The organism is Amycolatopsis lexingtonensis (assembly GCF_014873755.1).
Classification (GTDB): Bacteria; Actinomycetota; Actinomycetes; order Mycobacteriales; family Pseudonocardiaceae; genus Amycolatopsis; species Amycolatopsis lexingtonensis.
Window position 1 is genome coordinate 2360748 of the sequence record NZ_JADBEG010000001.1, and the last position, 24523, is coordinate 2385270.

Sequence of the window (24523 nt, forward strand, 5' to 3'; positions counted from 1 at the left end):
GGGCGCCCTTCTATTCCGCGAATTTCGTCCGGTCGCACCAGACGAAGACGGCGCCGTCTTCCGGTACTCCGCGGGAACTGTCTTGGGGGACGAAGTGCTCGTATCCCGCCAGGTACGGGATCTTCAACCGGTCCGCGGCCAGCTCGGCACAGCGGACGAGCACGGTTTCGGGCATTCCGTCGGGTGCTCCTTTCAAGGTCACTTCCACGGTCGGCTCGGCAGAGCCCATGGCCGGTTTCACCTCTCCGTCATCCGACGCGCCGGTGGTAGGCGCGGATCGCCAGGGGGAAGAACACGCCCAGTACGCCGGCCGACCAGGCCATTGCCCCGGTCAGCGGGCCGGCGACCGGGCCGCCGTTGAGCAGGCCGCGCACGGCGTCGGCGAGCAGGCTCACCGGGTTGATGCCGGACCAGGCCCGCAGCCAGCCCGGCATCGTCGCGGCCGGGACGAAAACGCTGCTGGCGAACACCATCGGCATGAAGAGCGCGACGGCACTGCCCTGCACCGCGTCGCGGTCGCGCAGCACCATGCCGAGGAACACGGTGATCCAGCAGAAGCACAGCCCGGCGGTCACCAGGATCGCCGCCGCCGCGAGGACTTCGAGCGGCCCGGTCCGCACGCGGTAACCGAACGCGGCGCCCGCCCCGAGGAGCACGGCGATCGCCACGACGTAGCGGACCGCGCCGGCGAGCACCACCCCGGTGAGCGGGGCCGACCGGGCGATGGGCATGCTGCGGAACCGGTCGAACACGCCGCTGCCGGCGTCGCTGTTGAGCCCGACCCCGGCCGAGAGCGTGGCCATCAGCACGGTCGGCACCATCAGCCCCGGCACCAGGTCGCGCAGGTAGGCGTCCTGGCTGCCGGCGATCGCGCCGCCGAAGAGGTAGCCGAACATGACCAGGAACAGCAGCGGCTGCACGGTGACGTCGACCAGGTGCTCGGGGTTGCGGCGGATCTTGCGCACTTCGCGCCCGGCCAGGATCAGCCCATGCCGCACGGCTTCCGCGGGCGTGACTCCGCCGCTCATCCCGCACTCCCTTCCCGCGCCGCGGGAACCTCCACCTGGGCCGGCTTCCCGGTCAGCGCGAGGAAAACCTCGTCGAGACTCGGGAACCGCAGCGCCAGCTCGGCCACGGCCAGCCCCGCCTGGTCGAGCTTGCGGACCAAAGTGGACAGCACCATCGGGTCCGCGGCGGGTGCGGTGAGCAGCCCGGTGCCGAAGTCCCGGGCCGGGGTCGTCCCGGTCAGCTTGCCGAGAACCCGGGCCGTCGCGTCCATGTCCTGGCTCAAGGCCGGGCGCACCTGCACCGTGCGGCCGCCGACCCGGCGCTTGAGCTCGTCCGGCGTGCCGTCGGCGACCACGCGGCCGGCGTCGAACACCGTGATGCGGTCGGCGAGCCGGTCGGCCTCCTCCAGGTACTGCGTGGTGAGCAGCACGGTGACGCCCTCGGCCACCAGTTCCCGCACCACCTGCCACAGCTCCCGCCGCACGTGCGGGTCGAGCCCGGTGGTCGGCTCGTCGAGGCAGAGCACCCGCGGCCGGCCGACCAGGCTGGCGGCCAGGTCGAGCCGGCGGCGCATGCCGCCGGAGTACGCCGACGCGGGCCGGGCGGCGGCCGGCCCGAGCTCGAAGCGCTCGAGCAGTTCCGCCGCCCGGTCCCGCGCCGCGGGGTGGGACAGTCCCAGCAGGCGGCCGAGGAGCACCAGGTTTTCCGTGCCCGTCAGGTCCCCGTCGACGGACGCGTACTGGCCGGTGAGCCCGAGCAGCGCGCGAACCCGCGCCGGTTCGCGCGTCACGTCGAGGCCCCCGACCCGGACCAGGCCCTCGTCCGGCCGCAGCAACGTGGCCAGTACCCGGACCATGGTCGTCTTCCCGGCTCCGTTCGGCCCGAGCACGCCGACCACCGTGCCCGCCTCGACGGCGAACCCGACCCGGTCGAGCGCTGTGGTCCGCCCGAACCGTTTGACCAGGTTCTCCACCCGGATCATCGGCGGCACTTTTTCCTCCTTCGGACGTACTCTTTTCCGGCCGGCGGGGCAATCCCGCGTTTCCCGCCCGAGATCCATGATTCCGCGGCGGGCACACTCTCCGACATCCGAAAACCGAACCCTTCTTCCCGTTCCCGGAAATTGGTTCGGACACGAAAAACGGGTGCCGTCCGCACTCGCGGACGACACCCGTTCGGCTACCCGGATTTCCGGGCGGAATTCACCGCCGCAGCGTTTCCGAGGGCCGCTCCCCGAACCGCTGCTGGTACCGGGCGGCGAAGTGGCCCGCGTGCAGGAAACCCCATTCCGCGGCCACCTCGGTGACCGTGACGGCGTCGGACTGGGCCGCCCGCAACTGGTCGCGCACCCCGCGCAGGCGGGTTTCCCGCAGGTACTCCATCGGCCCCATCTTGAGGTGCTTGCGGAACCCCAGCTGCAGCGACCGCTCGGTGACGTCGGCCTCGCGCGCCAGGCTCGCGGTCGTGTGGTGCCACTTCGGATGGCTGTCGATCCACTCCAGCGCGATGCTCACCGCGCGGGTCGGCGCGGCCGGGATCTCGCCGTCGAGCATCCGGGTGTAGTTGCTCGGCTGCCCCATCAGCAGCGCGGTGGCCAGCGTGCACTCGAACGTCTCCGCGACCGCGCGCCGCTCGATCAGCGACCCCGGGCGCTCGAGCTCGGTCACCAGCATCCGCAGGCCGCGCAGCCAGCTTCGGCCGTTGCCCGAGCCGACGGCCATCGCGGGGGCGAACCGCAGCGGCTTGCGCAGGGGCGCGCCGAGCAGGTCGCTCAGCCGGGCCTCCAGCCCGGCCCGCTCCAGCCGCACGATCAGCTGCGAGCAGTCGCCCGGCCAGCGCAGCGCCACCGGGTCCGCCGGGGAGAGCACCGCGGCCGTCGCGGTGCTCAGCGGCACCCGGTCGCCGCCGCAGCGCGCCTCGGCTTCACCCGCCAGCGGGACCAGCACGGTGAAAAAGGATTCGGCGGGCCCGGACGCGAACCGCACGGTTCCGCCGTACCGCAGCGCGCTCACCGACAAATCACGCAGCCGCGCGTAGTGCATTCGCGCGTCCAGCCGCGAATCACCGCCGAGTACCCGGAGGGTGTGCGGCAGCCAAACGCGGCTCACTTCGTCGCGCACATGATTCGCGTCACAAGAACGGAAGAGCTCGTAACGCGCGAGCGGCAATCCCGACGCGGAGCCGTCTTCCCTGGACAACACCGACCTCCGTCCACTATTCACTGAATTCGTCCGGACCGGAAACCGCGTCGTCGCGCCTTCCCGGAGCACCCGGGCACCACGGCCGGGGCCGCGAATGCGGGACCGCGCCGACCGGCAATCATCGTATGGCCGCCGCCGCGACGGCCGCATCGGTCGAAAGAACGAACATCGACGATTTCACACGATGCCGAGGTCGCGGGCGAAGGCGGCCAGCTGGGTGCGGCTGCGCAGGTCGAGCCGGGCCAGCATCCGGGAGACGTGGGTCTTGATCGTCGACTGGCTGAGCCCCAGCTCCGCGGCGACCTCCAGGTTCGAGCAGCCCTGCGCGACGAGCCGGAGGACGCTCAATTCCCGCTCGGTCAACGGGATCCGCGGGGCTTCCCGCAGCCGGTGGGGTGCCCGGACGCGGAATTCTTCCAGCAGCTCCCCCGCCGCGGCGGGGGAAAGCCAGCCACCACCCGCGGCGACCGCGCGGACCACGGCTGCCCACGGGTGGCCGCCGGTCCGGTCGACCACGTACCCGCGCACCCCCGCCCGCGCGGCGGACAGCACGTCCCCGGGGTGGTGGGTGTCGGCCAGCAGCACGACGGCGGGCGGGCGGCCGCCGCGCGCGATGTCCCCGGCCACGGCGACGCCCTCGGCGCCGAGCACGGCCCGGTCGAGCACGACCACCGACGGCGCGAGCTCTTCGAGCGCGGTCACGACGTCGCTCCAGGTCTCCGGTACCCGCTGCCGCACCTCGATGTCCACCTCCTCGATGAGCTGCCGCCCGATCCGGTGGGCCAGGCTGGGACAGGACAGGATCAACAGGACGCGGATCACGGTCGCGGCGACCCGCTTCCACCCGCCACTCGGGGAAAGCCGTGCCTGGCGCAATGGTTCGGACCTCTAGTCCCGATCAAGCCGTGTCACCTCCGGGGTCGCTTCGTGAATGCTGGCGGAAAGTAGCGCAGTGACGACGGAGCGCACCAGCGGCACACCGTGGATCTTCGTCCCATTCCCGCACATCACCGGTTCGCCGCAGCACCGGTGGGCCGTCCGGTTGATCTTCACCCGGCAGAAGGACGCAGGATCCGCCCCGCACCGGGACCGCTAGGGTGGGCCCGGTCATGGCGATCGACGAGGGGGCCGGACATGACCGACGAAGCGGAGGCGGACTGGATCCCGCCTGGGGCCGACCTTTCCCGGCCCAGCGCCGCCCGGATCTACGACTACCTCCTCGGCGGCGGCCACAACCTCGCCGCCGACCGGGCCGTCGCCCGGCGGCTCGAAGCCATCCAGCCCCAGGTCGCCGCCGTCGCCCGGCGCAACCGCGCCTTCCTGGGCCGCGCCGTGCGGTTCATGCTGGATCGCGGGGTCCGGCAGTTCCTCGATCTCGGGTCCGGCATCCCGACGGTCGGCAACGTGCACGAGGTCGCCCAGTCGGTCGATCCCAGCGCCAGGGTCGTCTACGTGGACTACGAACCGGTGGCCGTCGCGCACAGCCGCATGCTGCTCAAGGACAACCCCCACGCCGAAGCCGTCGAGGCCGACGCCACCGACACCGAAGGCGTGCTCAGCTCGGAGCCCGTGAAGCGCCTGCTCGACCTCGGCCGGCCCGTCGGCCTGCTCGCCATCACGCTCGGGCACTACCTGCCGGACGTCCGGACCGTCTTCGGCGCCTACCAGGACGCGGTCGCGCCCGGCAGCTACTTCGCCCTCACCCACCTGACCAACGACTTCGCCGTCCTCAACGATCCGCGGGTCGCCGAAACCATGCGGCAGACGCAGGACCACATCTTCCCGCGGACGAAAGCCGAGGTGCTCGCCCTCTTCGACGGCTTCGAGCTGGTCGAACCCGGGCTGACCACTTCAGCGGGCTGGCGGCCGGACCGGCTCGCCGCCGCCGTCGATCCCGAAGAGGACGGGCTCTACGCCGGGGTGGGCGTCAAGCGGTAGAGCCGAAGCGCTCCCACGCCGACTGGCGGGTCATGCCGAGCGCCTCGCCGATCTGGGACCACGTCGCCCCCAGCGCACGAGCCTTGCCGACCCACGCCGCCAGGTTCTCCTGCACCTGCGCGGTCGCGGCCGCGACCGGGCGGAGGTTCTGCAGCACCTGCTCGATCGGCAGGTCGTGCTCCCAGGGCGCGATCATCGGCGCGTCCGACGGCTTGCCCTCGATCACCGACACGCACAGCTGCACGCACCCGTCGCAGATGAAGACGCCGGGACCCCCGATGAGCGTGTCGACTTCCGTGTTCGGCTTGGCGCAGAACGAACAGCGCGCGATGACCCGAGTGCTCATGCCGACCTCCTTTGTCAGGGCGGACCTTACAGCCGCAAGGGAGCGCCTGACAAGAGGAACGCGGAGGTCCACTCGGCCAGCTCGGTGAACCGGCCCGTCAGCTCCTCGATCTCGGCCCAGCGCCGGTGCTCCCGCTCTAGGTCCGGCACCAGGAAGTCCTCCACCAGCAACAACAGCGTGGTGATCTCGTAGGCGACGTCCGCGAGCTGCAGGAACGGGCGGTACTCGGCGGGCGTGCCGGCCCCGTGGCGGACGGCCCAGTCGCGGGCGCCGTGGCCCGCCGTACGGCAGGCGGCCGCCACCCGCCGCCGCAGCTCGCCGCGCCGGGAGTCCGGTTGTCCTTCGGCCAGCGGGGCGACGTTCCAGGCCACCGACAGCAGGCAGCACCCGGCGTCGTCCATCGAGTCAGCGATCACCGACGTACTCTGCGGAACCGCGGGCACAAGGCCCGGGCTCCGACTCGCCGGGTCACCCCATCGTGTGGCGAACCGGCCCGGATCGGGCGAGCATCGGCAACGAGACGAAGTCGGCCAGGGCCTGCTGACCGGCGGCGTTGGCGTGGATGCCGTCGCCGTTGTCGTAGGCCGGCAGGATGCTGTTCGGCTTCAGCGGGTCCTTGAGCACCTGGTCGAAGTCGACGACGCCGGAACAGGTGCCGCCGCAGGTGTTCCAGCGTTCGACGAACGTGCCGATCTCGTGGCGGGCCAGGTTGGCGGCGTCGCTGTAGCCGGGGCGCGGCGTGCTCGGGGTGACGTACACGGCGATGCCCGCCGCGCGCAGGCGCTGGAAGACCGCGCGGTAGCTGTCCAGGATCGCCGTGGCGTCGCAGCCGTACGCGAGGTCGTTGGTGCCGTAGTAGTAGATCACCGACGTGACGCCGTGCAGCGCCAGGACGTCCCGGTCCAGCCGGCTCGCGGCGTCCAGGCCCGCGACCGACGGCGGCATGCCGGGGCACGACGGGGCACTCGTGGTGCCCGAGACACCGGCGTTGGCCACGGCGAGCGGCACGGCCGAGGCGACGGCCCGGCGGGCCAGGTCGTCGGTCCACCGCCGGTCCGCGCCGAGCTGGGTGCAGCCGGGGCCGCAGTTCGTGCTGCCGATGCCGTCGACGACCGAGCTGCCGAACGGGACGACCGTGCCCTTGAGCGCGGTGTTGTGCACGTCGACCGCGCTCACGACGTAGGTGGCCCCGACCGTCGAGGTGTAGGCGGCGCCCGAAGCGTCGCCCGTGTGGTCGCCCGAGCCCGGCGGGGTGAGGTAGTTGTCGCGCAGGGCCGCCCCGTGGCGGCCGGGGACCGCGGTGCCCTCGACCGACATGCTCACGGCCAGGTTCGTGTCCGGCCTCGTGACCAGCCGCGTCTCGTCACTCCAGACCTCGCCCCCGGCGGGGATCGTGACGGCCGCGCGGCCGGCGAACGTCAGCTCCCGCACCGCCGCCACCGCGGCGCCGCCCGCGCTCGGGCCCGCGGTCGCGTGCCCGATGGTCAGCGGCCCGGTGCCGAAGGTGTTCTGGAACCGGACGCGGACCGCGTCACCGCCCTGGCTGAGGTGGGTGATCATGCGCAGCGACTGCGCGGACACCGGCGCGTCGGCCCGGCCGTCCTGGGACTGGGCCCACGACGTGAACCAGGCGGGCCCGGCCCCGGCGGCACCCGGCGCCGAGGCGACGACGGCCGCGGCGACGGAAAACGCGGTCAGAAGGGCGATCCTGCGCACGGCGGCTCCCTCGTCCATTGAGGACAGTCGACGGCGACGGTCCTCTCGCCGATCGTAAGCAGCCGATCACGGGAACGACAGGATTTTGTCCGATCTTGTCAACGGCACGAAACCTGCAGTTCGATGGCGGCATGGAGCAACCACTCTTCGGCGAGCCCTTCGAGACCCCCGACGGCACCACGGTGATCCCCGTCAGCCGCCCGCTCGGGGTGTTCGCGATCCGCGACGGCCAGGCCAAGTGGGAACCGGCCGTCGACGCCACGCGCGTGGCCTTGATCGCGGTGACGACCGGCCTGGTGGCCGCGACGCTGGGCACGCTCGCGGTGCTGCGGCGGCCGCCGTGGCCGGACCTGCGGGCCGTCGAACCGCCCCACCGCGGCCGGTGGCGCTAGCCGAACCAAAGGTCCTGAATGAGTCATTCAGGACCTCCGAAGACCTGAATGACTCATTCAAGACGTTCGCACGCGCCGCCGGCCGGCCTCGGGCCGGGGCGTCCGCTCGGCTGACTTACCGGGCAGCTCCTAAGCGCCGCCGGTCGCCGCGCCCTTGGCCAGTGCCTGGACCCGGCCGAAGGGGCCGTTGTAGTAGTTCTGGTCCCCCGGCAGGCCGCCGCCGCGGGCGAACTGCCAGATGCTCTGCTTGTCCCAGCCCGCGGGCAGCTCGCCGACGTCCGGGCCGTAGCGCGCGAGCCAGAGCGGGTTGGTGTTGCCGAAGCCCGACGCGTTGCCGGTGCAGCGCTTCCACCACGCCGTGCTGGTGTAGATCAGCGCGCTGCGCTTCACCTTCGCCAGGTACGTGCGGGTGAAGTCCGCGATCCACGCCGTCATGTCCGCCGGGTTCTTGCCGTAGCAGGTTTCGCCGTACGGGTTGTACTCGATGTCCAGCGCGCCCGGCAGGGTCGTGCCGTCGGCGCGCCAGCCGCCGCCGTTGGCGATGAAGTACTCCGCCTGCGCGGCGCCGCCGGAGACGTCCGGGCGGGCGAAGTGGTAGGCACCGCGGATGATGCCCGCCGCGTGCGCGCCGTCGTACTGCTGCCCGTACTGCGGGTTGACGAAGCCGGTGCCTTCGGTCGCCTTGACGTAGGTGAACTGCGCGCCCGCCCCCGCCGCGGCGGCCCAGTCGACCGGGCCCTGGTGCCCGCTGACGTCGTGACCGAGGGTCTGCCCGGCGTCGTCCAAGCGCGGGGTGCCCTGGACGCCTTCGTGCAAGGCGATCTGCGTGCCGGCGTAGTTCGTGTCCGCCAGCGAGTAGTCGGGGGCGGCCGACGCGGGCGGGGCGGTGACCACCGCCGCGAGCGCGGCCAGCGCGCCCGCTCCGGCGAGCCGCGCCCGCCACTTCGGTCGTTCGTCCTGTGCGGCCAGGCTTCGGCTCATCCGGGCTCCGATCTCGGTACTGGCACGTCCGGAGCCCATGCTGCCTGCCCGTGTCGCTCTTCGCGACACTTCTGCCACTCGATGTAGTGATCTACAGCTCGGTCGTGATGATCGCTTCCACGAGAACCTCCCCCACCCGGGTCAGTTCGACGACGCCGTGGTCCGGGTCCAGCCGGACGAGCCCACGCGCGGCCAGCGAGCGGAACTTGCCCAGCCACGGCTCCGCGAACAACGACCGGCCGGGGAACCGCGAGCGGTGGAGCGAATCCCGCAGCGGCTGCAACGTCGTCAGCGCCATCTTGACCGCCCGCGCCTCCTGCGCTTCGGGGGTGAACCGCGTCGCGGACCCGAGCGGAATCCGCCCGGCCGCCACGGTCTCGATGTACCGCTTGGAGTTGACGTCGGTGATCGCCTCCGACGCGCGGCAGCTCGAGCTGCCGCCGAGCCCGATCGCGACCTCGGCCTCCTGCTTGTCCTGGTCCACCATGATGGACTTCCACTTCTCCGGCCCGAGCCCGGCGCGCGCGAAGTACATCGTCGGGTGCTCGGTGTACCCCGCCGCGCGCAGGCCGTCGGTGAGCAGCTCGCGCATCTGGTACTGCTCGCCGAGCGTCGGCCAGCGGTGGCCGTCGCGCACCAGCTTGTCCCGGTAGGACGGCAGCTGCCACGCCGCGGGCTTCTCCCCGGTGACGCCGGTGCGGGTGTCGCTGTAGGACGCCAGGTGCAGCTTCGTGCACACGACCGCGGTGACCTCGTTCTCCAGCACGACGTCCAAGTCGCGCCGGACGCTGTCGAGGGTCTGGTCGAGCAGGCCGTACATGAGGTCGATGCTGACCCAGTCGAACCCGGCGCGCCGGGCGTTGCGGACGAAGTCGACGCACATCGCCGCGGTGTGCTCGCGGCCGCACAGGTCGAGGACGTGGTCGTCGAACGACTGCACGCCGCTGGAGAGCTTGGTGCAGCCCAGTTCCCGCAGCAGGTCCAGCTTCGCCGGGGTGAACGTGCTGGGGTCGCCCTCGAAGCGGATCGTGGTGTCGCCGGTGAACCCGAAGCGCGCGCGGTAGAACTCCAGCAGCCGGCGGATTTCCGGCTCCGGCAGCAGCGACGGCGTACCGCCGAAGACGTTGAACTCCCCGACCTCGGCCCCGGCCAGGTTCGGCACGGCGTCGAGCCACAGCTCGGCTTCGGCGATGTTCAGGTCGACCCAGTGCTTCGCCTTTTCGTACGCCACCTCGGGTTTCCCCTTCACGAGCACCACCGGGTACTGGCAGAACCGGCAGCGGTAGGCGCACGTCGGGATGTAGGACCACAGGTGGATCGGGCCGGACGACGCCAGCTGCGCGTCCAGGTCCCGCAGGAACTCCGCCGGCGTGCCGGGGACGTTGCCGGGGAACACGTGCGCCCCGAACGGGTCCTCACGGACGAACTCCAGCAGGTGCCGGTTCTCCGGCGCGCCCAGGACGTCGAGGACGGCGGGCCGCGGCCACGCCGGGTCGAGCCCGTGCAGCGAGCCGATCGCGTCTTCGTAGGCGAGCGTCATCAGAACACCCCTCCGTTGCCGAAGTAGTTGTGGGCTTCCCCGGATTCGCGGTCTTCGCAGTAGTAGCGGACGAACTCCGCGAAGCGTGCGGCCGGGATCTCCGCCAGGCACGGGGGCAGCGGCGGCGGGTAGCCGATGTCTTCGCCGACGTGCCGGCGCAGGCACGCGAACAGCTCGTCGGCGAACTCGAAGTACAGCCGGTACGACGGCGTCTTGTAGGCGTGGATCGGCGTGAAGTCGACGACGCGCATCTCGTCGCGGATCTCCGCGATCCGCCGGGCCAGCCGGGTGGCCAGGTCCGCGCCGAAGAACGCGATCACGGCGTCGTCTTCGAGCAGCGTAGGGGTCAGGAGCACCGGCAGGATGGTGTTCTTCGGCGTGAAGTCCTTGATCGAGAACTCCCACGCCTGCTTCGCCTCGGCCTCGGTCAGGTCCGCGGCGGCCGCGGGCGCGGCGGGCCGGATGTCGCGCATGACGATGATGCCGTCCGAGCCGTAGGCCCGGCCCGCGATGACCTCGTCGATGGCGTGGTCGACGCGCCGCGGGTTGATCTCGACGCGCGAGCGCGGCGCGTACGTGAGCGCGTCGCCCCCGCTGGCCACCTTGATCCCGAAGTCCCAGTCGTCGGAGAGGTGGTTGACGAACTTCCCGTCCTGCAGCTGGTAGAAGATCTCGATGCCGCCGGCGCGCTCGTAGGCGTCGCGCTCGACGGCGAAGCCCTTGCCGTCCGGGAAGCCGCCGAACAGCGAAAACGTGACCGCGCGGCACCGCAGCGTCCGCTGGATCGCGTCCCACAGCCGCGGCCGCCCGGTGAAGTGCGCGGGATCGTAGTAGTAGTCGCAGACGCCGATCGCGGCCTTGCTCGTCTCCATCGCGGTGAAGAGTTCGCTGAGCCAGTGCGCGTCGACGCGGCAGTCGGCGTCGGCCGACACGAGGTAGAACCGCTCCCCCGGGTCGGTGTCCGGCCGGTTGCGGCTGCGGGCCGCGGCGAAGTCCATCCCGGCCCGCCGCGCGCACGAAACGCCTTGCTCGGGCTCGCGGATGACGTGCAGCGCCAGTTCCGGGTGCGCTGCCGCGAAGTCCCGGGCGATCGCGACCGTGTCGTCGGTCGAGTTGTTGTCCACCAGCACGACCTCGTAGCTGCCGCGGTCGAGCGGCCCGTCGCCGTCGCGCTGGTCGTGCAGCGTCCGCAGCACCTCCGGCAGGTTCGCGGCTTCGTTGTACACCGGCAGCACGACGCTCAGCCGCGTCCCCGCCCCCATCGGCGGCGGGTACAGCCGGTCGACGACGTCGTCGACGACCCGCGTGCCGAACCGCGCCCGCCCGAGTTCCGAGTTCGCCCGCACCACTTCCGCCCGTTTCCCTTCGTCGGTGATCAGCTCGGCCACCTCGCGGGCGAACGCCGCGTCCGGCAGGTCGCGGGCCCGGATGTCCAGCACCGGGGCCCGGAACCCGCCGTAGACGACGTCGTACAGCTCGTACCCGCTCGTGATGTACGGCGTCCCGGACGCGATGGCCTCGCTGACCGGGTTGCCGTAGCTCTCGTAGTCGTAGGAGGTCAGGAAGGAGACGACCGTCGCGTGCGCCAGCAGATCGCGCACCGAGTAGCGCTCGGGCACGGCGGTGTCGTACGGCGTCAGCCAGCCGCCGAACACGACGCGGTCGCGCACGCCGAGCTTCTCGGCCAAGGCGACGAGCCGGGTGTGCTCGGCGGGCGCCTCTTCGACGTCGCCGGCGACGAACAGCCACGCGTCCGGCAGCATCGCCAGCAGGTGCAGGTCCCGGTCGAGGCGCTTCTGCGGGATGATCCGCGTGATCCGGGCCAGGAGCGGGACGCCGTCCGGAATGCCGTGGTCGCGCCGGAAACCGGCGTTGCGCTCGTCGACCCGCGCGGGCGCGATGGCGAACGCGTTCGGCAGGACGTCGATGTTCCGCAGCCCGGGAACCCACTCCAGCGTCCGGGCCTTCGCCTGCTCGTGCAGCGCGAAGTAGTGGATGTGCGGCGAATTCCGCGGCGCCGGGACGCCGGGGTACGGGAACCGGCCGTACTTGGCGATCCCCGGTTCGCTCTGCCACATCAGGTCGTGGTCGCGCCAGAACACGAACCGGCCGAGCCGGTGGCGGGCGCCGTAGCGCTCGATCGCCCGGTACAGCGCTTCGGTGTAGGTGAGGTTCTCCGGCAGGGTCCCGTTCTCCACCATCACCATCGTCACGCCGAGGCGTTCCCAGGTCGCGACGATCCGGCCGGCCAGTGCACCGGCGATCCGGTCGATCTCCGGGCGCAGGGTCTCGTCCCCGCGCTGGACCACTTCCCGGAGCACCCGCTCGACGAACGCGCGGTCGTAGCCGCGGATCCCTTCGACGCCTTCGACGCGGTCGAGCGTGACCCACTCCGGCAGCAGGCCCGCTTCGTCGCGGTAGGGGCGGAAGAAGGCACCCTTGTCGGCCTTGATGTCGTACCCGAGGTCGAGGTGCACCCGACGCCCGGGCAACCGGCCCGCTGTCTTGAGGAACTCGACCACGACCCCGGACAGCGGAGTGGCGTCGAAGGACACGCCCCAGAGCACTGACATCGATGTCGGACTCCCGTCTCGGCTTCGCCGTCACCCTCAGCCTACGGGGTGTGGCGCCGGGTGGCCGCGTGAGCAGAGAGCGCTTTCCCCGTGCCGCGCGTGGTTGACCGCGGCCGCCGCGCACCCCAGAGTGGCTCCATGAACCGGGCCCTCGGGGTGCTGACCTGCGGCGCCTTCCTCTCCGTCGTGCTCGGGGTCCTCGGTTCCGGGGAGCCCGTGCTCTCGCTCGTGCTGGGCGCCGTTTTCACCGCGTTCGCCACGCTCGGCTTCGGCTGGGTGCAGGACCGCGGCCGGCTCGCCTGGGCGGCGGGGTACGTCGCCGTGCAGCTCCCGCTCGCCTTCGTCGTCTTCACGGTCAACGCCGGTGTCGGCGCGACGCTGTTCCTGGTCGTGCTGGTCAGCCAGTGCGTGCTGCTGCGGCTGCCGCTCCCGGTGATCGCGCTGGTGATCGCCGTGGTGCCGCTCGTGCACCTCGGGATGTCGCTCGGCGAAGGCCTCCGCGAAGGGCTCGGCACGCTGGTTTCCGTGGTGTTCGCGGCCGTCATCACCGAGTTGCTCCTGCGCGAGCAGCGCTCCCGCGGCGAACTCGCCGAGGCGCACGAAAAGCTGCGCGACTACGCCACCCAGGCCGAACGGCTGGCGACCGCGCAGGAGCGCAACCGGGTCGCTCGCGACATCCACGACGGGCTCGGGCATTCGCTCACCGTCGTGCAGATGCAGGTCAAGGCGGCCCGCGCGGTGCTGCCGACCGATCCCGGCAGGGCCGACGAAGTCCTGGCCAAGGCCCAGGAGCAGGCCGAGAACGCGCTCGCGGAAGTCCGCCGGTCGGTCAAGGCCCTGCGCGAACCGCGACCGGCTCCGTTGCCGGAAGCGCTGAACGCCCTGGTCTCGGAGGCCGGCGTGCCGGCGCGGCTGACCGTGTCCGGTACCGAACGCCCGCTGCCGGAAGAGCACCGGGAGGCGCTTTTCCGGGCCGCCCAGGAAGGCCTGACGAACGTCCGGAAGCACGCGGCCGCCACCCGGGTGGACCTCCGGCTGGACTACGCCGAGACGTCGGTGCGGCTCTCGGTGCGCGACGACGGTGCCGGCACCCCCGGCGGCGGCACCGGGTTCGGGCTGCTGGGGCTGCGCGAACGCGCCGACCACCTGGGTGGCAAGCTCGACTTCACCTCGGCGCCGGGCGAGGGCAGCGCGCTGAGCATGGAGGTACCGGGATGACGCCGGTCCGCGTCCTGCTGGTCGACGACCAGGCCCTCTTCCGCGAAGCCCTCGGCACCCTCCTCGCCACCCACGACGGCATCGACGTCGTCGGCGAAGCGGGCAACGGCGACGAAGCCCTGAGCCGGGCCGCCGCCCTGTCCCCGGACGTCGTCCTGATGGACCTGCGCATGCCGGTCCTCGACGGCGTGGGCGCGACCCGGCGGCTGCGGCTGGCGCGGCCGGACGTCCGGGTCATCGCGCTGACCACCTTCGACGACGACGAAGACGTCTTCGCCGCCCTGCGCGCGGGCGCCGTCGGGTACCTGCTGAAGGACGTCTCGTCGGCGCGCCTGGTGGAGGCGGTGCTGGCGGCCGCCCGCGGGGAATCCGTGCTGCAGCCGTCGGTCGCCGCGAAGGTCGTCGCGCGGTTCGCCGAGCTGCCGCCGGAGCCGGCGCCTCGGCCGCAGCCACTGGTCGTGCCACTGTCGGAGCGCGAACTCGAAGTGCTGCGGCTGCTCGCCGACGGGCGCAGCAACCGCGAAATCGCGACGGCGCTGTTCCTCGCCGAGGGCACGGTGAAGAACCACGTGACGAACCTGCTCGGCAAGCTCGGCGCCCGCGACCGGACGCAGGCCGCGTTGCGCGCGAGGGACCTCGGCCTGCTCTGACGCCGGTCACATGACCCCGGTCATGACTTCCGGCACCTGGCAGCACGGCGCCGGGCCGGGATTCTCGTCCAGGACGCAACCTGGAGGGACCCGAGATGACCACCACCGAGACACCCCGACCCACCTCTCGCAAGTTCGCGAGATTCACCGGCCACTACGTCGAAATGGTCGCCGCCATGCTGATCGGCATGGTCGCGCTCGGCCCGCTGTGGCCGTCCGCCTGGCTCGAGCGGGCCGACGCCGGCGCGCTCGTGATGGCCACGGACATGACCGTCGCGATGGTGCTCGCCATGGCGCTCCGCCGGCACTCGTGGCCGCGGATCGCCGAGATGGCGGCCGCCATGTACCTGCCGTTCGCGGCGCTGCTCGTGCCGTATTGGCTCGGCGCGCTGTCCGGCACCGCGCTGATGGTGGCCGGGCACGTGCTCATGTTCCCGCTGATGCTGGCCGCCATGGTGTGGCGCCGCGCCGAGTACTGGCACTGAAGTGCGGACCTTCCTGAAGTGGTGCGCGCTCGTCGTCGCCGTGCTCGCCGTCCCGGCCGTCGGCGCGACCGTCTCCGCGCTGTCGGCGTTCGACGCCCTCTACGCCCCCGGCCCGCCGCGGCCCCTCCCGGCCGCGGCGCCGGCGCCCCACGACCCGGCCAAGCCGACCGCGGTGGTCGTCGTCGGCGAGCACGGCGCCGTCGTCTCCGATGTGCTGGCGCCGTACGAGATCCTGGCCTCGACCGGCCGGCTCAACGTCTACGTGGTCGCGCCGCACCGCGAGCCGAAGCCGCTGACCGGCGGCCTGGACCTGGTGCCGGACTTCGGTTTCGAGGAACTCGCCGCCCGGCTCGGCCCGAAGGCGCCGGACCTGGTGGTCGTGCCCGCGCTGCCGGACGTCGGCGAGCCGAGCGGCGACGTCGTCACGGCGTGGCTGCGCGCTCAGGCCGCGCGCGGCGCGAAGTTCCTGAGCGTCTGCAACGGCGGAGGCGTGCTCGCCTCGGCCGGCCTGCTCGACGGACGCCCGGCCACCGCGCACTGGCTGAAACTCGGCACGTGGGCGAAGGAGTACCCGGCCGTGAAGTGGGTGCGCGGGCAGCGCTTCGTCGACGACGGCGACATCGTGTCCACCGCCGGGATCCTCTCCGGCGTCGACGGCACGCTGCACTGGGTCGAGCGGCTGGCCGGGGCGGAAGTGGCGGCCCGCGCCGCGGCCGCGATCGGCTGGCGGCACTACGGCGACGACGTGCCGGTGACCCCGCCGGCCGGCGTGCCGGACGCGGCCGCGATCGTCAACGCGGCCTTCCGGTGGAACCCCGACGAAGTCGGCGTGCTGCTCACCGGCGGCGTCGGCGAGATCGAGCTTTCGTCGGTGTTCGACACCGAAGGCCAGTCGCTGTCTTCGCGCACGCTCGCCGTCAGCGCCGACGGCGGCCCGGTCCGGTCGCGCCACGGGCTGACGTTCCTGCCGCGGGCGGCCGTCACCGCACCGGGTCTGGACCGGCTGGTCGTGCCGGGTGCGGCGCGCGGGATCACGCCGCCGCCCGGCGGGCCGTCCCCCGAGTACGTCCACGACCGGCCCGGCTTCGCCTACGACACCGTGGTGAGCGGACTCGCGCGCCACACCGACGTGGCCACCGCCCGCTGGACGGCGAAGGTGCTGGAACTGCCCACCGACGGGGTCGTGTTCGAAGGCCGGGCTTGGCCGTGGCTGCCGACGGCGGTGCCGGTCGCGCTGATCCTGCTGGGCGCGGCGGTCATCGTGGTGATGCGCCGGGTCAGGAGGCCTAAAACGATTTAGGAAACCGCGTACCGACGAAGGTCGGGCGCCCCGGTGGAGTATTGCCAACGTGTGAGGTTGTGATTACAGTCACGTATCACGCTGTATTGAAACGTTCAAATTCGTCGCCCATCCCCGCCTCCAGGGAGCCTGCATGCTGCCCTCCAAGCTTTGGCGCGCGACCACCACCACGCTCGCCGCGATCCTGGCCCTTTCGGGCGCCGCGGCTCCGCCGGCCGGCGCCGCCCCACCCGTCGACCTCGCCGGAGCGCACTGGATCTGGTACCCCGAAGGTGACGCCCGCGTCTCGGCGCCCGCCGCCACCCGGTACTTCCGCACGACGTTCACCGTCCCCGCCGGCGCGGTCACCGACGCCCGGTTCGCCGTCACCGGCGACGACACCGCCGACGTCTGGCTCAACGGCAGCCCCCTGGCTTCCTCCGCGCGCACCACGGACTCCTGGCGGACGGCGCTGGCCGTGGACCTCAGGCCCGCGCTCAAGCCCGGCGTCAACACCCTCGCCGTCGCCGCCCGCAACGCCGGCGGACCGGCGGGCCTGCTCGGCCGGCTGCGCGTCACCACCGGCTCGGGCACCACGGACCTGACCACCGGCGGCACCTGGAAGAGCGCCACCACCGCGGCGGAAGGCTGGGAACAGCCCGGTTTCGCCGACGGCGGCTGGGCCGCGGCCCAGGACCTCGGCGCGTACGGCACCGGCCCCTGGGGCAGCGGCGTCAGCACGCCGAGCCCCTCGGATCCGACCCCGTTGTCGGTCGCGACCGCCACGGTCGGGCAGCGGGTGAACCCCCTCGGCGTCGACCCGGCGCAGCTGCGGTTCGGCTGGAAGCTGGGCTCTTCCGCGCCGCAGCAGCGGCAGTCCGCGTACCAGATCGTGGTGTCCGCCGGCGGCACGGACGTCTGGGACAGCGGCCGCGTCGCTTCGGTGCAGCAGGCCGACGTCGCTTACGGCGGTCCGGCGCTCGGCTCGCTCACGGCGTACACCTGGCGGGTCCGCGTCTGGGACGGCCAGGGCCGGCAGAGCGGCTGGAGTGCGGTGCAGCGCTTCGAAACCGCGTTGCGCACGCCGTCGACCGAGTGGACCGGCGCGTTCCTCGGCCGCGCCACCGCGGGCCCGGACCTGGCCGGGGCCGGCTGGATCTGGTACCTCGAAGGCGATCCGCTCGGCGGCGTGCCCCCGGCGACCCGGTTCTTCCGCAAGACCCTCGACCTGGCGGCGGCGCCGGGGAAGGCGACGCTGGTCGTCACCGGCGACGACACCGCGACCGTGTGGGTCAACGGCACGAAGGTGAGCGACTCGCCGCGGGTCACCGACTCGTGGAAGACGGCCGCCGTCGTCGACGTCGGCAGTCTCCTGACGGCGGGGTCCAACACGATCGCGATCAGCGCCGAGAACACCACGCAGAGCCCGGCCGGGCTGGTCGCCAAGCTGACCGTCCCGAGTGGACCGACCGTCGTCACCGACGGGTCGTGGAAGGCGAGCCAGACCGGCCCGGACGGCTGGCAGCAGCGCGCGTTCGACGACAGCTCCTGGACGGGCGCCCGCGCGCTGACCGCGTACGGCACCGGCCCGTGGGGCGCGAACGTCGCCGTGTCCGCGCCCTCTCCCCTGCTGCGCAAGAGCTTCACCGTCTCGAAGCCGGTGGCGAGCGCGCGGCTGCTGACCACCGCGCTCGGGCTGCAGGAGACCCACCTCAACGGCGCCAAGGTCGGCGCGGAGGTCCTCGCGCCGGGCTGGACCGACTACGCGAAACGCGTCCAGTACCGCGTTTCCGACGTCACCGGGCAGATCCGCCAGGGTGAGAACGCGCTGGGCGCGATGCTGGGCAACGGCTGGTACTCCGGCAGCGTCGGCATCGCCGGCAGCCAGAAGTACGGCACCGAGCCGTGGTACTCGGCGCAGCTCAAGCTGACCTTCACCGACGGCACCAGCACGACGATCGCGTCCGACGGCACCTGGAAGACCGCCGACGGCCCGATCCGCGCCGACGACCTCTACCAGGGCGAGACCTACGACGCGCGGCTCGCGCCGGCGGGCTGGGACCGGCCCGGCTTCGACGACCGCGGCTGGGCGGCACCCCGCGTGCGCTCCGGCGCGACGCCGAACCTGGTGTCCCAAGTGGACAACGGCGTCACGGTGCAGCAGGAGTTCAAGCCCGTCGCGTGGACGCAGCCGAAGCCCGGCGTGTGGGTGGCCGACCTCGGCCAGAACTTCAGCGGCTGGAACCGGCTTTCGGTGACCGGGCCGGCGGGGACGACGGTGACCGTGCGGCACGCCGAAGTGCTCAACCCGGACGGCACGATCTACACGACGAACCTCCGCGCGGCGCAGGCCACCGACCGGTTCACCCTGGCGGGCACCGGGTCCGCCGAGACGTACGAGCCGCGGTTCACCGTGCACGGCTACCGGTACGTCGAGCTGACCGGCCTGCCTTCGGCCCCGACGGCGTCGACGCTGACCGGGCGGGCGATGTGGACGTCCGGCGCGCAGACCGGCACCTTCACGACGTCCAACGCGCTGGTGAACCAGTTGCAGCACAACATCTTGTGGGGTGAGCGCTCGAACATGCTCTCCGTCCCGAGCGACTGCCCGCAGCGCGACGAGCGGCTCGGCTGGACCGGCGACATCGGGATCTTCGCCGGCACCTCGACGTTCAACCTCGACGTGGCGAACTTCCTCGGCAAGTTCAGCGACGACCTGGTCGACGCGCAGCACGACGACGGCGCGTTCACCGACGTCGCCCCGGGCGTGCTGAGCGGCTCGGGCACGGCGGGCTGGGGCGACGCGGGCGTCATCGTGCCGTACACGCTGTGGCAGCGCTACGGCGACACCGGCGTGATCGACGAGCACTTCGCCGCGATGGTGAAGTGGGTCGAGTACCTGCGTTCGACGTCCGGCGCGGACCTGATCCGCGACCACCAGACGTACGGGGACTGGCTCAACGTCAACGACAACACCGCGCAGGACCTGATTTCGACGGCGTTCTTCGCGTGGTCGTCCCGGCTGGTGTCGCGGATGGCGGCGGCCACCGGCCGCACGGCGGAGGCGACGAAGTACGGGACGCTCGCCGACCAGATCGGGGCGGCGTTCACTTCGCGCTTCTCGCAGGCCGACGGCACGGTGGGCTCCGGATCCCAAGCCGGTTACGTCCTGGCGCTGGCGTTCGGCCTGCTCCCGGCGGCCCGCGTCCAGCCGGCGGCGGACAAGCTGGCCGCCCGGGTGGCGGCGGCGGGCGGCCACTTGAGCGTCGGCTTCCTCGGCGTCGAGAACCTGCTGCCGGTGCTGGCCGCGCACGGCCACGCCGACGTCGCGTACCAGGTGCTGCTGCAGCCGGACTTCCCCGGCTGGGGCTACATGATCGGCCACGGCGCGACCACGATCTGGGAGCGCTGGGACGGCATCAAGCCGGACGGCACGTTCAACGACCCGGGCATGAACTCGTTCAACCACTACGGCCTCGGCTCGGTGGGCGACTTCCTGTACCGCACGGTCGGTGGCCTGTCACCGGCGTCCCCGGGGTACGCGTCACTGCTGGTGGCGCCGCGCCCGGGCGGCGGGCTGACGTCGGCGAAGTCGGCGTACGAGACCCCGTACGGCGGCGCGGTCAGCGACTGGTCGGTGTCGGGCGGGACGCTGACGCTGAAGGTGACGGTCCCGGCGGGGTCTTCGGCGACGGTGAAGGTCCCGACGTCGAACCCGGGCGCGGTGGCGGCTCCGGCTCAGGCCGTGCCGTCCGCGCCGGGGACGTACTTCGTGCCGGCGGGTTCGTACGTGTTCACCGCTCCCGCGTAGGGAGTTCAGCCGGTGCCGCCTCCTTCGCGGGGCGGCACCGGCCGCACGGTGAACTTCAGGTGGAAGTTGTCCAGCGTCGTCGGCAGCGGTCGATCCGGCGACAGCACCGGACCCGTCTTCTGCTCGAACGCGTGGCCCCGCAACAGGTTCGCCAGCATCGTGCTCACGCAGAACTGGACGAGATCCCGCCCCGGGCAGATCGCCGGGCCGGCGCTGAACGGGACCAGGGCCGGGTTCGCCGCCGCGCGGCCGTCCAGCCAGATGTCCGGGTCGAAGCAGTCGGCGTAGGGGAGGTCCGCGTCGCGGTGGAAGAACGGGGTGAAGACCAGGACCGTCGTGCCCGCCGGGCCCCACGACGTCTCCTCCGTGCTCTCGCGCAGCAGCATCGGCGTCGTGGGCCAAAGCCGGATCGCGTCCAGCACGCACGCCCGCAGGTAGCTCAGCTGCTGCGGCTCCCCCGGGTCGGTCCCGGCGATCTCCTCACGGGCGCGGTCGGCCGCCGCCGGGTGGGAGGACAGCAGGGCCAGGGTCCGGAGGGTCACCATGCCCGCCGCGTCGAAGGCGAACAGCCAGTGCGCCACCTGGTCGGCCGCGGTGCCGTCGTCGGCCGTCTCCGCGATCGCCGCGGCCAGGCTGCCCGGCTCCGCGCGCTCGAGGTGGGCGGTCAGCCGGTCGCGGAACTCGGTGCGCAGCCGGTTCCGCCTCGGGTGCAGGTACGCCCAGTTGGCGTCGAGGCGGAGCTTCTCCAGCAAGCCGGTCAAGGTTTCGTCGTCACGGGCCCCTTCGCCGAGCACGACGCGGCGGACCAGATTCCACCAAGCGACGTTGAACGCGTCACAGGTCAGCTCGGTGGCGCAGGTCAGGACGGCGGTCTCCTCCGCGATCGCCCGCGCGAAGGGCCCCGCCAGCTCGTGCAGCGGGCGACCCGGTTCCAGCACGGCTTCGGAGAACTCCCGCCGCGGGCCACGCTCGTCGGCCTCCGAAATCAGCACGCCGTGCGGCTGGAAGTGCCGCAGCGCGGCCCGTTTCTCCACTGTGGACGGACTGAACGGCGTCGGTGCGGCCGCCAGCACCGCGCCGACGTCTTCGGCGGACAGCGCCAGTTCCACCGACCGGCCGGGCACGCGCAGCTTCAGCGGCCGCCCGTCGTGCCGGTCGCGCAGGCGCGTCAGCAGTTTCACGGCCGGACGGTCGACCTGCAGCTTCTCCGCGACGGCCAGCGCCAGCGGGCGGCGCTTGATCACCCCGCCGGCCAGCGTGGGCAGCGCCACGCCGACGGCGATCCGGATCGTCTCGGCCACCGAAGCGGTGTCGGGCCTCTCCTGGGTAGTCGTCATGAAGCGCGGCTACCCGGCCCGGCCGGGACGGAAACGCCGTCAGCGGCGCAGCGCGACGTTCAGCACGTCCCCGGCGTGGTCGAGGCAGTCCGCGCAGATCACCGCGTCCCGCGCGGCGCAGTCCACACGCAGCAGCGGACGCCGCAGGCCGAGGAACGTCCGGCGCTCGCGGCGGCCGCAGAAGTCGCAGACCGCGGCCAGCGGAGACGTCACCGCGGCCAATACGTCGCCCGCCGGGGTCTCGCGGTCCGCGCCGTCGCGCACCACCCGCAGCCCGGCCCGCACGCAGTCCAGGCAGATCGGGCCGGCCCGGCCGGGCACCCGCGGGTCGCGGAGCCGCCCGCAGAACCGGCACGGCCGGCCGGCCCCGTTGCTCGCCGTCACGCCGCCTCCTCACCGGTTTCGCCGCGCGCACAGCCGGGAACTCCGGGCGCGGCGCACCCTGACCGTCACGCTACTCCGGTCCGGGGCGACGGCGGACCCGGCTCACGCTCGGCCGGGTCCCGGCACGGACCTCCCGCCCGGGCGGCACGGCACGAGCGGGCAGGAGGAACCCTTGTCGTCCTTGACGGTGCTGTTCGGCGTGGCCGGCCTGCTCGCCCTCGCCGCGGCGATCGTCCCGAAGCTCGTCGCCGACCGGCCGTTCTCGGTGCCGCTGGTGATGCTGATCGCCGGGATCGTCCTCGGCCTGCTGCCGCTGCCCGCGCCGTACGGCAACGGCTGGAGCGACCCCGCCGCCCACCTGCACGGCGTCGAATCCTTCACCCAGCTGGGTATTCTCGTCGCGCTCGCCGGGGCCGGCCTGTCCGTGGACCGCCCGCTCGGGTTCAAGCGCTGGGGCTCGACATGGCGGCTGCTGGCCCTGACCATGCCGCTGTCCATCCTGGTGATCGCCGCGCTCGGGTACTGGTGGCTCGCGCTCGCCCCCGGCGTGGCACTGCTGCTGGCCGCGGCGCTGGCCCCGACCGACCCGGTGCTGGCTGGCGACGTCGGCGTGCCGCACCCCGACGTCGAGCCGGACCTGGCCAGGAACAACGAAATCCGGTTCACGCTGACCACGGAGGCCGGGCTCAACGACGGCCTGACCATGCCGTTCGTCCTGCTCGGCCTGGCCGTCGCGGGCAGCGAGCCGCACCTGGACGTCTCCTGGGTGCTGGTGGACCTCCTCCTGCCCGTCGCGATCGGCGTGCTGGTCGGCCTGCTGGCCGGCCGCGGCCTCGGCTGGGCGATCTTCCACACCGCGTCGGACCGGCTGCGGCTGGCCGAGTACGGCGACGGCCTCGTCCTGCTCGCGCTCGCCTTCCTGCCGTACGCGCTGGCGGAACTGGCCCACGGCAACGGGTTCGCCGCCGTGTTCGTCGCGGCGGTGGTCGTGCGCAAGCTGGAGCGGGAACACGACTACCACGGCGTTCTGCACGCCTTCGGCCACCAGCTGGAGCGGCTGTTCGTGCCGCTGGCCCTGCTGGGGCTCGGCCTCGCCATCGGTGACGGGCTGCTGCGGGGCCTGCGCGTGCTCGAAGTGGTTCTCGCGGTCGTCGCGGTCCTGGTCGTGCGGCCCGTGATCGGCTGGCTTTCGCTGGTCGGCAGCTCCGCCGGCCGCCCGGCCACCGCGGCGATCGCGTTCTTCGGCGTCCGCGGCATCGGCACGCTCTACTACCTGGCCTACGCGCTCAACCGGCTCCCGGTGCCGCAGCAGGACGTGCTCTGGCGGGTCGGCGCGCTCGCCGTCGCCGTGTCGGTGCTGGTGCACGGCATCCTCGCGGAGCCCGCGATCCAGCGGATCGAACGAATGGGCGGCCATCTCCCGGCGACCTGATGTGTAGACCCGCGATGGCCGGGTAACCGCGTGTCAAGGCCCTTTTGGCGACTGGCCGATCCGGAAATGTCGCCGCGACGGAAGGTGCACCCCGATGAACGACAAGATCGAGAACAAGGGCGAAGAGCTCAAGGGCCGGGCCAAGGAAGCCGTCGGCAACGCCACCGACAACGAGCAGTGGCAGGCCGAGGGCAAGTCCGAGCAGGCCAAGGGCTCGCTGAAGCAGGCGGGCGAGAAGATCAAGGACGCCGTGAAGGGCGTCACGCACAAGGACTGACGTAGTTCTTCCGCGGCCGCACCCCCGCCCGGGGTGCGGCCGCCTTTCGCGCTGGGGGCAGCACATGTTCGACGGCTTCACGCTCGACCACGTCGACGTCGGCGACGTCACGCTGCGGGTGCGTCACGGCGGCTCAGGGCCGCCGGTCCTGCTGCTGCACGGGCACCCGCGCACGCACACGACGTGGCACCGGGTGGCCCCGCGGCTCGCGGAACGGTTCACGGTGGTGTGCCCGGACACGCGCGGCTACGGCGCTTCGACGAAGCCGCCGACCGATGCCGAGCACACGCCGTACAGCAAACGCGTCATGGCGGCCGACTGCGTCGCCTTGATGGCGCACTTCGGGCATTCCCGGTTTTTCGTGGCAGGACACGACCGCGGCGCGTACGTGGCGACGCGGCTGGCGCTCGACCACCCTTCGGTCATCCGCGGCGCGGCGATCCTGGACGCCGTCCCGATCGGCGAGGCCCTCGCCCGCTGCGACGCGCGATTCGCGCGCGAATGGTTCCACTGGTTCTTCTTCGCCCAGCCGGAAAAGCCCGAACGGGTGATCACCACCGACCCGGACGCCTGGTACAACGTCGGCACCAAGAACACGCCCGAGCGCCTCGGCGAGGAGAACTTCGCCGACTTCCACCGCGCGATCCACGACCCGGCGACGGTCACCGCGATGCTCGAGGACTACCGCGCCGGCCTGGGCATCGACCGCGCCCACGACGACGCGGACCGGGCCGCCGGCCGGCGGATCACGTGCCCGGCGCTCGTGCTGTGGTCGAGCGACGACGACCTGGAGGACCTTTACGGTGATGTCCTGGGTGTCTGGCGGTCGTGGACGACCGATCTGCGCGGGCACTCGATCGAGTCGGGGCACCACATGGCGGAGGACAACCCCGAGGCGCTGGCCACCGCGCTCGCCGAGTTCTTCAGCGGAACCTGAAGTTCGGTTGCAGTGGGC

General features: G+C 72.3%; 23 protein-coding genes. 10 read left to right on the forward strand and 13 right to left on the reverse strand.

What is annotated here, in order from left to right; all coding sequences use genetic code 11:
- Positions 1-10: 10 nt before the first annotated feature.
- The 5 genes from H4696_RS10985 to H4696_RS51200 all read right to left on the reverse strand — a co-directional run bounded on the left by H4696_RS10985 (position 11) and on the right by H4696_RS51200 (position 4031).
- The gene (locus tag H4696_RS10985; protein WP_225955644.1) at positions 11-229 is read right to left on the reverse strand and encodes a DUF5988 family protein; all 219 of its coding nucleotides are present in this window, start codon (positions 227-229) and stop codon (positions 11-13) included.
- 19 nt (positions 230-248) lie between these two features.
- Positions 249-1028, reverse strand: a complete 780-nt coding sequence (locus H4696_RS10990) for an ABC transporter permease (protein WP_086861715.1) — start codon at positions 1026-1028, stop codon at positions 249-251.
- Positions 1025-1990: an ATP-binding cassette domain-containing protein gene (locus H4696_RS10995; RefSeq protein WP_192783018.1), complete on the reverse strand. Its 966-nt coding sequence runs from the start codon at positions 1988-1990 to the stop codon at positions 1025-1027. The genes H4696_RS10990 and H4696_RS10995 overlap by 4 nt, the downstream gene beginning before the upstream one ends.
- Positions 1991-2210: 220 nt before the next feature.
- A complete protein-coding gene (locus tag H4696_RS11000) occupies positions 2211-3116 on the reverse strand; it encodes an AraC family transcriptional regulator (RefSeq protein WP_158104337.1) in 906 nt (301 codons plus the stop codon).
- A gap of 270 nt (positions 3117-3386) precedes the next feature.
- Positions 3387-4031: a response regulator transcription factor gene (locus H4696_RS51200; RefSeq protein WP_086861718.1), complete on the reverse strand. Its 645-nt coding sequence runs from the start codon at positions 4029-4031 to the stop codon at positions 3387-3389.
- 312 nt (positions 4032-4343) lie between these two features.
- Between H4696_RS51200 and H4696_RS11010 the strand changes: the two genes are divergently transcribed.
- Complete coding sequence (locus tag H4696_RS11010; RefSeq protein WP_086861719.1) at positions 4344-5147, forward strand: SAM-dependent methyltransferase; 804 nt, start codon at positions 4344-4346, stop codon at positions 5145-5147.
- Here the strand turns inward: H4696_RS11010 and H4696_RS11015 are convergent.
- The 3 genes from H4696_RS11015 to H4696_RS11025 are packed head-to-tail and all read right to left on the reverse strand — an operon-like array spanning position 5137 to position 7209.
- The gene (locus tag H4696_RS11015; RefSeq protein WP_086861720.1) at positions 5137-5493 is read right to left on the reverse strand and encodes a ClpX C4-type zinc finger protein; all 357 of its coding nucleotides are present in this window, start codon (positions 5491-5493) and stop codon (positions 5137-5139) included. The two genes, H4696_RS11010 and H4696_RS11015, sit on opposite strands and share 11 nt — an antisense overlap.
- A gap of 26 nt (positions 5494-5519) precedes the next feature.
- Positions 5520-5909 carry a hypothetical protein gene (locus tag H4696_RS11020; RefSeq protein ID WP_086861721.1) on the reverse strand — a complete coding sequence of 130 codons (390 nt, stop codon included), beginning with the start codon at positions 5907-5909 and terminating at the stop codon, positions 5520-5522.
- Positions 5910-5961: 52 nt separating this feature from the next.
- Positions 5962-7209, reverse strand: a complete 1248-nt coding sequence (locus tag H4696_RS11025) for a GDSL-type esterase/lipase family protein (protein WP_249027048.1) — start codon at positions 7207-7209, stop codon at positions 5962-5964.
- Between the two features lie 131 nt (positions 7210-7340).
- Between H4696_RS11025 and H4696_RS11030 the strand changes: the two genes are divergently transcribed.
- Complete coding sequence (locus tag H4696_RS11030; RefSeq protein WP_086861723.1) at positions 7341-7601, forward strand: hypothetical protein; 261 nt, start codon at positions 7341-7343, stop codon at positions 7599-7601.
- A 129-nt stretch (positions 7602-7730) separates the two neighbouring features.
- Here the strand turns inward: H4696_RS11030 and H4696_RS11035 are convergent, their stop codons facing one another.
- The 3 genes from H4696_RS11035 to H4696_RS11045 all read right to left on the reverse strand — a co-directional run bounded on the left by H4696_RS11035 (position 7731) and on the right by H4696_RS11045 (position 12695).
- Positions 7731-8582 carry a GH25 family lysozyme gene (locus H4696_RS11035; protein ID WP_086861724.1) on the reverse strand — a complete coding sequence of 284 codons (852 nt, stop codon included), beginning with the start codon at positions 8580-8582 and terminating at the stop codon, positions 7731-7733.
- Positions 8583-8673: 91 nt separating this feature from the next.
- A complete protein-coding gene (locus tag H4696_RS11040; protein ID WP_192782243.1) occupies positions 8674-10122 on the reverse strand; it encodes a radical SAM protein in 1449 nt (482 codons plus the stop codon).
- Positions 10122-12695: a glycosyltransferase gene (locus H4696_RS11045; protein ID WP_225955645.1), complete on the reverse strand. Its 2574-nt coding sequence runs from the start codon at positions 12693-12695 to the stop codon at positions 10122-10124. The genes H4696_RS11040 and H4696_RS11045 overlap by 1 nt, the downstream gene beginning before the upstream one ends.
- Positions 12696-12833: 138 nt before the next feature.
- Between H4696_RS11045 and H4696_RS11050 the strand changes: the two genes are divergently transcribed.
- The 5 genes from H4696_RS11050 (at position 12834) to H4696_RS11070 (ending at position 20138) form a co-directional block, all read left to right on the forward strand.
- Entirely contained in the window at positions 12834-13913 is a 1080-nt protein-coding gene (locus tag H4696_RS11050; RefSeq protein ID WP_086865402.1) for a sensor histidine kinase, read from the forward strand.
- Entirely contained in the window at positions 13910-14563 is a 654-nt protein-coding gene (locus H4696_RS11055; RefSeq protein WP_086865403.1) for a response regulator, read from the forward strand. Before H4696_RS11050 ends, H4696_RS11055 begins: the two co-directional genes overlap by 4 nt.
- Positions 14564-14658: 95 nt before the next feature.
- Complete coding sequence (locus H4696_RS11060; protein ID WP_086865404.1) at positions 14659-15048, forward strand: hypothetical protein; 390 nt, start codon at positions 14659-14661, stop codon at positions 15046-15048.
- 1 nt (position 15049) lies between these two features.
- Positions 15050-16348 carry a DJ-1/PfpI family protein gene (locus H4696_RS11065; RefSeq protein WP_192782244.1) on the forward strand — a complete coding sequence of 433 codons (1299 nt, stop codon included), beginning with the start codon at positions 15050-15052 and terminating at the stop codon, positions 16346-16348.
- Positions 16349-16481: 133 nt separating this feature from the next.
- Positions 16482-20138 carry a family 78 glycoside hydrolase catalytic domain gene (locus H4696_RS11070; RefSeq protein WP_086864318.1) on the forward strand — a complete coding sequence of 1219 codons (3657 nt, stop codon included), beginning with the start codon at positions 16482-16484 and terminating at the stop codon, positions 20136-20138.
- A gap of 5 nt (positions 20139-20143) precedes the next feature.
- On the opposite strand, the gene H4696_RS11075 is transcribed toward H4696_RS11070, so the two are convergent.
- Together H4696_RS11075 and H4696_RS11080 are read right to left on the reverse strand one after the other, a co-directional pair.
- Complete coding sequence (locus tag H4696_RS11075) at positions 20144-21475, reverse strand: cytochrome P450 (RefSeq protein WP_086864317.1); 1332 nt, start codon at positions 21473-21475, stop codon at positions 20144-20146.
- A 39-nt stretch (positions 21476-21514) separates the two neighbouring features.
- Positions 21515-21859, reverse strand: coding sequence for a hypothetical protein (locus H4696_RS11080; protein WP_086864316.1), 345 nt, complete (start codon positions 21857-21859; stop codon positions 21515-21517).
- Positions 21860-22031: 172 nt separating this feature from the next.
- Here H4696_RS11080 and H4696_RS11085 point away from each other — a divergent pair, with 172 nt between their 5' ends.
- The 3 genes from H4696_RS11085 (at position 22032) to H4696_RS11095 (ending at position 24505) form a co-directional block, all read left to right on the forward strand.
- Positions 22032-23291, forward strand: a complete 1260-nt coding sequence (locus H4696_RS11085) for a cation:proton antiporter domain-containing protein (protein ID WP_192782245.1) — start codon at positions 22032-22034, stop codon at positions 23289-23291.
- 94 nt (positions 23292-23385) lie between these two features.
- Positions 23386-23568 (forward strand): CsbD family protein, encoded by a 183-nt coding sequence (locus H4696_RS11090; RefSeq protein ID WP_086864314.1) that lies wholly within the window; start codon positions 23386-23388, stop codon positions 23566-23568.
- Positions 23569-23632: 64 nt separating this feature from the next.
- Entirely contained in the window at positions 23633-24505 is an 873-nt protein-coding gene (locus tag H4696_RS11095) for an alpha/beta fold hydrolase (protein WP_086864313.1), read from the forward strand.
- The last annotated feature ends 18 nt before the right edge of the window (positions 24506-24523 follow it).